10 protein-coding genes are annotated in these 9,609 nt (G+C 63.3%); all 10 read right to left on the bottom strand.

Translation table 11 applies throughout. The features are described from left to right. Positions 1-401 precede the first annotated feature (401 nt). Positions 402-719, bottom strand: coding sequence for a PilZ domain-containing protein (locus ASE82_RS17075; RefSeq protein WP_056066020.1), 318 nt, complete (start codon positions 717-719; stop codon positions 402-404). 104 nt (positions 720-823) lie between these two features. Next, a complete protein-coding gene (gene rpmE, locus ASE82_RS17070; protein WP_055880673.1) occupies positions 824-1,054 on the bottom strand; it encodes a 50S ribosomal protein L31 in 231 nt (76 codons plus the stop codon). A 103-nt stretch (positions 1,055-1,157) separates the two neighbouring features. Then, positions 1,158-1,643, bottom strand: a complete 486-nt coding sequence (gene fabZ, locus ASE82_RS17065; protein WP_056066017.1) for a 3-hydroxyacyl-ACP dehydratase FabZ — start codon at positions 1,641-1,643, stop codon at positions 1,158-1,160. A 9-nt stretch (positions 1,644-1,652) separates the two neighbouring features. Further along, on the bottom strand, positions 1,653-2,318 hold the full coding sequence (locus tag ASE82_RS17060) for an OmpH family outer membrane protein (protein ID WP_056066013.1): 666 nt from the start codon (positions 2,316-2,318) through the stop codon (positions 1,653-1,655). Continuing rightward, on the bottom strand, positions 2,318-5,131 hold the full coding sequence (bamA, locus tag ASE82_RS17055) for an outer membrane protein assembly factor BamA (RefSeq protein ID WP_056066140.1): 2,814 nt from the start codon (positions 5,129-5,131) through the stop codon (positions 2,318-2,320). Before bamA ends, ASE82_RS17060 begins: the two co-directional genes overlap by 1 nt. A gap of 53 nt (positions 5,132-5,184) precedes the next feature. Beyond that, positions 5,185-6,318 carry an RIP metalloprotease RseP gene (gene rseP / locus ASE82_RS17050; protein WP_056066008.1) on the bottom strand — a complete coding sequence of 378 codons (1,134 nt, stop codon included), beginning with the start codon at positions 6,316-6,318 and terminating at the stop codon, positions 5,185-5,187. Continuing rightward, the gene (locus ASE82_RS17045) at positions 6,315-7,472 is read right to left on the bottom strand and encodes a 1-deoxy-D-xylulose-5-phosphate reductoisomerase (RefSeq protein ID WP_056066005.1); all 1,158 of its coding nucleotides are present in this window, start codon (positions 7,470-7,472) and stop codon (positions 6,315-6,317) included. The genes rseP and ASE82_RS17045 overlap by 4 nt, the downstream gene beginning before the upstream one ends. Beyond that, complete coding sequence (locus ASE82_RS17040) at positions 7,469-8,224, bottom strand: phosphatidate cytidylyltransferase (RefSeq protein ID WP_056066138.1); 756 nt, start codon at positions 8,222-8,224, stop codon at positions 7,469-7,471. Before ASE82_RS17040 ends, ASE82_RS17045 begins: the two co-directional genes overlap by 4 nt. Positions 8,225-8,289: 65 nt before the next feature. After that, a complete protein-coding gene (locus ASE82_RS17035) occupies positions 8,290-9,009 on the bottom strand; it encodes an isoprenyl transferase (RefSeq protein ID WP_268795442.1) in 720 nt (239 codons plus the stop codon). 41 nt (positions 9,010-9,050) lie between these two features. Beyond that, on the bottom strand, positions 9,051-9,608 hold the full coding sequence (gene frr / locus ASE82_RS17030; protein ID WP_056055952.1) for a ribosome recycling factor: 558 nt from the start codon (positions 9,606-9,608) through the stop codon (positions 9,051-9,053). Between the last annotated feature and the right edge of the window lies 1 nt (position 9,609).

Below are 9,609 nucleotides of genomic sequence, written 5' to 3'. Positions count from 1 at the left end.
GACAAAAATACCGACACTCGCATAACCTCCCTCTCGGAAAGCTTGGAGCATCTGGTTTTTTGCGACCGCACCAACCAGACCGTGTGGCCGTTCGCTGCGGTGACACCCCTCTAGGGCCGACCCACAAACCCGTCAAACGCTTTTTTACAGTTTGAGGTCAGTTTCTGGAAAATTAAAGGCGAGGCTTCCTGTGACGCCCTCTCGCACCTCGTGCCGGGGCGATGGTTTGTCACGATCGCGTTCTGAGCGAAGGCTGTCCTTGCCAGTGCAGACCAGCTGCGTGTCGAGGCAGAACCCCCTCCCCAGACGAGGCAGACCGATCGAGCGCTCACATTCGATCAGGCCTGAAGCTCACCTGAGGAGAAATGCGGCGGACGGCGGCACGTCCACTCAGCAACGCGTCAGCCTGCGGACGCAGTAGCGACCAGCGCTTCGAATACGGACGCCGGCAGGGGAGTGTGGAACTTGCAACCCGCGGTGTAGTCATCGGCCCACATTACCTCGGCAACCACCTGCCCGATTTGCGGAAGGTTGAGCCAGATGCTGGTACCGCGCTTGAGCGCCGAATAGGTTTGAAGTCGTGCACCGTGGACCGAGATGTCGATCACTCTGCAAAGTGTGCGGCCGGTTTTGCCGATCCGGACATCGAGCGAAACGGGAGCGCGAAGTGCGCTGCGCCGGGACTTACGCTCTGCGGGTTCGAAGTCGGCGGCGAACATGGGGTCCTCGTCCTTACGAGCCCAAATTTAGCCGTGGATCCCTAACGCCGTCTTAATAAAAGGCCCCGGAATGAATTAGTATCAATTCATTCCGGGGCTTTAGCTTACTTGCGGAGCGTGAGACCGCCACCGAAACGCTTGTTGAAGCGCGCGACCTGGCCGCCCGTATCGAGCATCGTGCCACGGCCACCGGTCCATGCGGGATGCGCGAGCGGATCGATCTCGAGCGTCATCACATCGCCTTCCTTACCCCAGGTGGTGCGAGTCTGGTACTTGCTGCCATCGGTCATCTGGACGGTGATCATGTGATAATCGGGGTGCGTATCGGCCTTCATGGGAATTCTCCGTATGTGGCTGGTTCCGACCAGCCTGAAAAGGAAGGCGCGCCCGTACACGGACGCGCCCGAATTTACAAGAATGCGGGGCTATAGCCTCGCATCAGGCTTTCGGCGGGTCGGCAATCATCGCCGTGAAGTTCGCCTCAGCCACCAGCTGCCCGTCGACCAGCGCGCGGCCGGCGAACTTGCACACCGAACTGCGCTTCTGGACGAACGTCACTTCGAGCTTGAGCAACACGCCCGGCTCGACCGGCTTGCGGAACTTGGCCCCGTCGATCGCCATGAAATAGACGAGCTTGCCCGAGCCCGCGAGACCCAGCGATTCGACGGCGAGAATCCCCGCCGCCTGCGCCATCGCCTCGACGATCAGCACGCCCGGCATGATCGGTCGTCCGGGGAAATGCCCCTGGAAGAACTGCTCGTTCATCGACACCGCTTTGATCGCGGTGATCGACGTGTCGAGGATCAGATCCTCGACACGATCGACCAGCAGCAACGGATAGCGATGCGGCAACGCGGCCATGACCCGCCCGATATCGAGCGGGCCCAAGCTAGCCTTTGCCGTGTCGTTCACAGTCTCGCTCATCGGTGTGACTTAACGACCCTGCGGCGTGCGCGTGGCGGCAGGTGCACGCCCGGCCGGAGCCGGCGCAGCGCCCTGCTGCTGCTGGCCACCCTGCTGGTTCGGCTGCCAGTTGGCCGGCACGGCGGTGCTGACCGACGGCACGAGACGGTCGAGTTCGGTCGTGATCGCAGGCGTGATGTCTGCAGTGGGCTGCGCGAACAGCGCAGCCTCAGGACGCAGCAACAGGCTGACGTTCTTGGCACGAACCGCGGCCGTGACGGCATCGCTGAGCTTCGCCTGGATCTGCTCGATCGCATATTGCTGCGCGCGCTGGGCGGGCTGCGTCAGGCGAGCGAGTTCCTGGTTCGCCGCGGTCTCACGCGTCTGGATCGCCTGTGCCTGCGGACGAAGCGACGCGTCGGTCGCGCCCGGCGCACGCTGTGCGGTCTGGAACGCGGTGACCAGCGGCTGGAGCTCGCGAGCCACGGCCTGGCGGCGCGTCTCGGCCTGGTCGAGCTGGGCCTTGTAGGTCGTCTCGATCTGGGCGCGCGCGGCGTTCCAGGCCTTCGAGTTGGCGATCGCACCCTGCGCGTCGGCGACGGCGATGCCCGAAACCTGTGCATCGGCAGCGGTCGCGGTCATGGCGGCAGGCGCAACGAGCGCTGCGGCGAGGAGAAGCGTCTTGAACGTCGTCATCAGAACTGTGTCCCTACGTTGAAAGTAATAAGCTTGGGGTCGTCACCCTTCTGGGTGAGCAAGGCTTTGGCGAGATCGATCCGGAGCGGACCGAATGGCGAGTTCCAGTTGACACCGATACCTACCGAGAGACGCGGCTTGGCCGAGTTTCCAAGGAACGTTTCCTGATAGATGTTCGGGTTGAGATACCGAGCATTGGCGGTCGTACCAGAACACGTCGTCGCGCCGGCCGCTATCACGCCTACGGGGCAGATCGTCTGAACAGATGCTATGCCCGGCGTCGTCGCAGTCGCCGCAACTTCCGGCGTCAAGTAGAGCGGATTATTCCCGCTGTCCTTATACTGGTTTTGCAGCAAGGTCGGCGAACCATCCGCATTGAACAGCAACGCACCGGCCGCGCTTTTAGCCTGATCATAATTGAACGTCGGAAGCGGCTTCTTGATACCGAACAGGCTACCCACCTGTGCGTAGATCGATGGCCTCAGACCCAGTTCGCGTGCACCGGATCCCAACGGAATCTCGATTTCCGCACGCGCAAGGTAATAGGCACGACCACCGAGTGCATCGTCCTGGATCTGGTCGCGATCGGTCTGGACCGACTGGGAGCCATCGGCGGCGATCACATAGCCGGCGCGCAACACACGGGGGCCTACGCCGCGAATGTCGAAGCCGCGGAACTGTGGCTCACCGAGATAGAAGCGATCGGTAATACGGATCGGGTCTCGCCCTGGGCCTGGGCTGCTCTCGAGAGGATGGATGTACCCGCCTTCTGCGACGATCGATCCGATAAACCCGCTGCCGAGGTTGGCATATTTCGAGCCCTCGAGTCGCGTACGCAGATATTTCACGTCCCCACCCAGCCCGGCAAAATCCTGGCTGAACGAAAAACGTGACCCTGCTGTGGGACGAAGGCGGCTGTTCAACGTATCTCGGCTGATCGAGTAGCCGACCGAGGACGTCCAACGATTACCAATCGCTTCGCACAGATATCGACCCGCCACTTCGAGATTACACGAACCGTCTGCGTTCAGATATTGGCTATCGAGGCTAACCTCGTCGTAGGACAAGCCATAGCGCGCCGAAAGCGACCAAAATTCAGTCAATGGCACGCCGGCACGAAGCTGGAAGCCTGTCGACACCTGCGAATAGTTGGTCTGACGATCGTTGCCGACATAGTTGAACGAGTTGTAGTCGCGGCGGAAGATGTCGCCACCGACTGCGATGTTCTTATCGAACAGATACGGTTCGGTGAAGCCCAGCTCGATCGACTTCGAGTAGCTCGAATAGTTGACGCCGGCGCGCAATTCCTGGCCCTTGCCGCGGAAGTTGCGCTGCGTGATGTTCGCCTGGATGATGAAGCGCTCGAGGCTCGAATAGCCGGCCGACAGCTGCAGCTCGCCGGTCGACTTCTCTTCGAGGTTGGTTTCGAGGATCACGCGGTCGGGCGCGGAACCTGGGAGCTGCTTGATCTCCATCTTGTCGGCGAAATAGCCCAGTGAGTTGATACGATCCTGCGAACGCTTCACCTGGAAGCTGTTGAACGCGTCACCCTCGGCCAGGCGGATCTCGCGACGAACGACCTTGTCCTGCGTCTGCGTATTGCCGTTGATGTCGATCCGTTCGACATAGGTGCGCTTGGCTTCGGCGATGTTGAAATTAATCCCCATCGTCAGCGTTTCGGCGTCCTTCTGGAACTCCGGGTTCACCTCGGTGAACGCGTACCCGAACAGGCCCGCGGTCTGGCTTAGGTTGTCTACCGAATCCTCGACCAGCTTGGCGTTGTACCAGTCGCCCTTCTTCAGTGGCAGCGTGGCCGCCAGCTTGGTGTTGTCGAAGTCGCGGATCTGGCTGTCGACAGTGACGTCGCCGAACTTGTAGCGCTTGCCCTCCTCCACCACGTACGTGATGATGAAGTCCTTCTTGTCCGGCGTCAGCTCGGCGACCGCCGAGGTCACGCGGAAATCTGCATAACCCTGCGTCAGGTAGAACTGGCGCAGCTTCTGCTGATCGTAGGACAGGCGATCCTGATCATAGCTGGTCGCCGACGACAGCAGACGGAACAGGCGCGACTGCTTGGTTGCCATCTGGCCGCGAATCTGGTCGTCGGAGAACACCTCGTTGCCGAGGATGTTGATCTGACGGACCTTCGATTTCGGCCCTTCGCTGATCTCGAACACGACGTCGACACGGTTCTGGTCGAGGTTGACCATCTTTGGATCGATCACCGCGGCGAAGCGGCCTTGGCGACGATACAGCTCGATGATCCGCGCGATATCCTGGCGGACTGCGGTGCGCGTGAAGATCTGGCGGGGCGCGAGCTTGATCTCCTTGGTGATCTTGTCGCTTTTCAGCGCCTTGTTGCCCTCGATGATCACGCGGTTGATGATCGGGTTCTCACGCACGCGGAGAACGATGTTGCCGTCCTCGACACCAGCGATCGAGTAGTCCGCGAACAGGTCGCTGGCCTGGAGATCCTTCAGGGCCTGATCGAGCGTCTCGGCGGTGTAGGGGATGCCGACGCGCAGCTTGGTGTAGCTGAGCACCGTCTCGCCCTCGATGCGCTGCGATCCCTCGACGCGCAAAGTCTTTATCGTCCGCACGGATACCGGCGCGCCGACGGGCGTTACTACTGGCGGAGCGACTCGCGTCGCACCGGTTCGTGTCGCCGTTCCGGTCGGCGCAGTTGAAGGCCCAGCGGAAGGCGAGGCGGCGGGTGCCGTCTGCGCAAAGGCGGGAACGCCCGACAGGATCGTTCCTGCAAGCAGCAGGGCGCCCTTACGCGCGAAATCGTAACCGTTGATCGCTGTCACCAAACCCACCTTAAAAACGTGCACATACAAGGCGCGCCCGCCCTGCCCTATCGTCGTCAGCCGATCAAGCCGGCCAAGTTCTTCCAGAGCCCAAAATTGCCGAGATCGTTGAAGGTCACGAGCAACATCAGCGCGAGGATTGCCGCAAGACCGCCACGAAACGCCCATTCCTGAACCTGCGGCTCGACCGGGCGCCTACGCACCGCTTCGATCGCATAGAAGAACAAATGGCCTCCATCGAGCATCGGCACTGGCAGCAGGTTGATGAACCCCAGATTGATCGACACGAGCGCGATCAGGAAGACATAGGCGTCGAGGCCGAGTGACATCTGCTCGCCCGAGACCTTGGCGATGCTGAGTGGTCCGCCGAGTTCCTTTACCGAACGGCGTCCGGTGATGACCTGCCCCAGCGTCTCGACCATCATGGAGACGATCTCGCCGGTCCGCTTTACCGCGATCACCGGCGCCTCGACCAGGCTGACGGGGACGACGATCGGCTTGCTGCCGGCGATGCCTAGGCGACCGATTCGATATTCGTTGCCGAAGCGATCGCGCTGTAGTTCGGTACCGATGACGATGTCACGCGACAGCGTCCGGTCACCGCGAACCGCGTCGATCCAAGTCCGCTCGCCGGCGCGGATGCGGGCATAGCGCGCCATATCGTCGAATGTCTCGACCGAGCGGCCACCGATGCCGATGATCCGGTCGCCCGCCTGGAGGCCGGCCGCTGCGGCCGCGCTGCCAGGAACGGTACCACCCACGATTGGCGGCATGCGGATGTCACCATAGGCGAACGCGAAGCCGGCGAGGATCAGGATCGCGACGACGAAGTTCACGACCGGGCCGGCTGCGACGACAATCGCGCGCTGCCATACCGGCTTGGACTGGAACGTACGCTGGCGTTCTTCGGCGGGTAGCGACAGCCACTCGGCAGAGGGCTGGCTGGCCGGGTTCATATCACCGGCAAACTTGACGTAACCACCAAGAGGCAGCCAACCGAACTTCCACCGCGTGCCGCGCTTGTCGGTAAAACCCGCGACCTCGTGGCCGAAGCCGATCGCGAAGGCGTCCGCCTTGATCCCGAAAAAACGCCCAGCGAGGTAATGTCCCATCTCGTGCACGAACACGAGGGGGCCAATCACCGCGGCGAACGACAATATGGTCAGCAGGACACCGGGTGTTTCGATCAAACCGCGTAATCCTTCACACGCTCGCCCGCCAAGATCCGCGTCTCGGCATCGATCGCCAGCACGGCATCGACGCTGTCCGGCGCGGCCGGGTCATAACACGACAACGTATGTTCGACGATTGCGGCAATTTCGAGGAAGCCGATGCGCCGTTGCAGGAATGCCTCGACTGCTACCTCGTTGGCAGCGTTGAGAATTGCGGGTCGTGCGCCAGCTGCGTCGAGCGCCTCGCGGGCCAATCGTAGCGCTGGGAAGCGGACCGGATCGGGTGCCTCAAAGTCGAGTCGGCCGATCGCGACCAGGTCGAGCGGCGCCATCGGCGTTGCCATCCGGTCCGGCCAAGCGAGCGTGTGTGCGATCGGCGTCCGCATGTCAGGGGGCCCGAGCTGTGCCAATACCGAGCCGTCGACGTAATCGACGAGGCTGTGCACGACCGATTGCGGGTGGATGACGATCTCGATCCGGTCGTGCGGAATCGGGAACAGCCGCGCGGCCTCGATCAGTTCGAGGCCCTTGTTCATGCAGGTTGCCGAATCGACCGAGATCTTCGCACCCATCGACCAGTTGGGATGCTTGACGGCTTGCTCCAGCGTCACGCCGCGCATCTGCTCCGTCGTCCAATCGCGGAACGGCCCGCCGCTGCACGTCAGGATGATCCGCCGCACACGTTCAGGCCGAGTCGCATCGAAGCACTGGAAGATCGCGTTGTGCTCGGAATCGGCAGGAAGCAACGTCGCGCCGGTCCGCTCGGCAGCGGCGAGGATCACATCGCCGGCGGAAACCAGCGGCTCCTTGTTGGCGATCACGACGGTGCCGCCCTGCTCGATCGCCGCCATCACCGGCTTCAACCCCGCGCAGCCGACGATCGCCCCCATCGTCCAGTCCGCGCCCGAAGACGCCGCCTCGGCAATCGCCCCGGCACCCCCGCCCGCACGGATACCCGTACCGTCGAGCGCCTCGCGAAGTTCGGGGAGACACCCCTCATCGGCAACGACGGCAAACTCGGCCTTGGTCCGGATCGCGGCCGCGGCAAGCTTCGCCACATCGCAATTCGCGGTCAGCGCAACGACGCGAAACCGGTCGGGCTCCCGCTCGATCAGGTCGAGCGTCGAGGTCCCGACCGAGCCGGTCGCGCCCAGGATCGTGACGGTCTTCATGCGTAGAAATGTGGCAAGATGACGAGGAGCGCCGCGACTGGCGCGACCGGGACCAGGCCGTCGAGGCGATCCATCACGCCGCCATGCCCTGGCAGGATGTTGCCGCTGTCCTTCACGCCTGCCACTCTCTTCAACCAGCTCTCGTAGAGATCGCCCATCTGCGCGAGCACGGCGAGTACCGGTGTCGCCAGCGTCATCCGCATCGGCAAGCCGTATTGCGTATGCAGCACCGCCGCGACCGCGCTCGCAAGCACGACACCGCCGATCAGCCCCGACCATGTCTTGTTAGGGCTGATCACCGGCGCCAGCTTGGGACCGCCCAGCGTGCGCCCAGTGAAGAACGCGCCGATATCGCACGCCCACACCAGCGACAGCGCCCACAGCGTGAAGAGGATTCCCTCGTCCTGCCGCCGGATGATCATCAGCGCGAACACGGGAAGGCCACAATAGATGATGCCCAGCGCCAGCTTGGGTTTGCGCGTCGTGATGACGACGAAGAACGCCGCCCCCACAAGGAGCCCCAGCGTGAAGAAATCATGGATCACGAGAATCAGCGATGCGGGCGCCATTAACGCTAGCGGCACCGACAATGCGAACTGCGTCATCCGCTTGGTCTTCGCGTCGGCGCCTTGCAGCATCGACCACTCCGCCATCATGAACAGCGCGGCCACCACGCCGAGCACCCAGAACGCGATCCCGCCGAGCGTCAGCGCAAGGCTTGCCACCGCGATCATGCCGACGCTGGCGATCATCCTGAGCTGGAGATTGGACGGCGTACGCAACGCCTGATCGGGCGCCTTTTCAGGGTCGGTAAGGCTCACAGACCACCGTAGCGGCGCTGGCGCTGCCCAAACGCCGCGACCGCATCGGCGAGTGCCGCCGCATCGAAATCGGGCCAGAGCGTGTCGACGAACAGCAGTTCGGCATACGCAGCCTGCCACAGCAGGAAGTTCGACAGACGCTGTTCGCCAGAGGTCCGGATCATCAAGTCGAGCGGCGGCAGGTCGTGCGTGTCGAGTTCCGCCTCGATCGTCGCCACGTCGATATTCGCCGGGTCCAGCCCGCCATCACGCGCTCGCTCCGCCAGTCGCCGCGCGGCGGTCACCAGTTCGGCATGCGCACCATAATTCAGCGCGATCGCCAGAATCGGACCGCTATTCCCCGCAGTCCGCGCAATGGCGTCATCGACCATGGCCACCAGATCGGGCGAAAAGCTGTGGTAATCGCCGATCACGCGCAGCCGAACGTTCTCGCGCGCGAGTTCGTCGAGGTCGCTGCGGATGAAATGCCGCAGCAGCCCCATCAGGTCGCTGACCTCTTCGGCCGGACGCCGCCAGTTTTCGGACGAGAACGCGTACAGCGTCAGCGCCTCGATCCCCATCGCCCGCGCTGCGCGCGTCACCTTGCGCACGGCCTCGACGCCGGCCTTGTGCCCGGCGAAGCGCGGCAGGAACCGCTTTTTCGCCCAGCGGCCATTGCCGTCCATGATGATCGCGACATGGCGCGGCACCGCACCGCCCGCAGGAACGGCACCCACAGGAACAGCAGCGAGCGGCGCGGCCGAGGAGGCCTGCAATCTCACTTGCCCAGGATTTCCTTTTCCTTGGCGGTCGCGGTCGCATCGAGCTCGGCGATGATGCTGTCGGTAAGCTTCTGCACTTCGGTCTCGTGACGCTTGCGCTCGTCCTCGCCGAACACGCCCTTCTTCTCATCGACCTTGAGCGAATCCATCCCGTCGCGGCGGACGTTACGGACCGCGATGCGCGCCTTCTCGGCGTACTGGCCGGCCAGCTTGGCGAGTTCCTTGCGGCGCTCCTCGGTCAGGTCGGGGATCGGCAGGCGCAGCGTCTGGCCGTCGACGATCGGGTTGAGCCCCAGGCCGGCCGAGCGGATCGCCTTGTCGGTCGGGCCGACGTTCGACTTGTCCCAGACCTGCACCGACAGCATCCGCGGCTCGGGCGCCGAGACAGTCGCAACCTGGTTCAGCGGCATCGACGAGCCGTACACCGTCACCATCACCGGATCGAGCAACGCGGTCGACGCGCGACCCGTGCGCAGGCCGGCGAGATCGCTCTTCAGCGCTTCGACGGCACCCGCCATGCGGCGTTCCAGGTCGGTCTTGTCGTATGCGGCCATC

Origin of the sequence: Sphingomonas sp. Leaf230 (genome assembly GCF_001421745.1) — a bacterium.
In the GTDB taxonomy this organism is placed as follows: domain Bacteria; phylum Pseudomonadota; class Alphaproteobacteria; order Sphingomonadales; family Sphingomonadaceae; genus Sphingomonas.
This window is presented reverse-complemented; position numbering and strand designations above follow the sequence as displayed.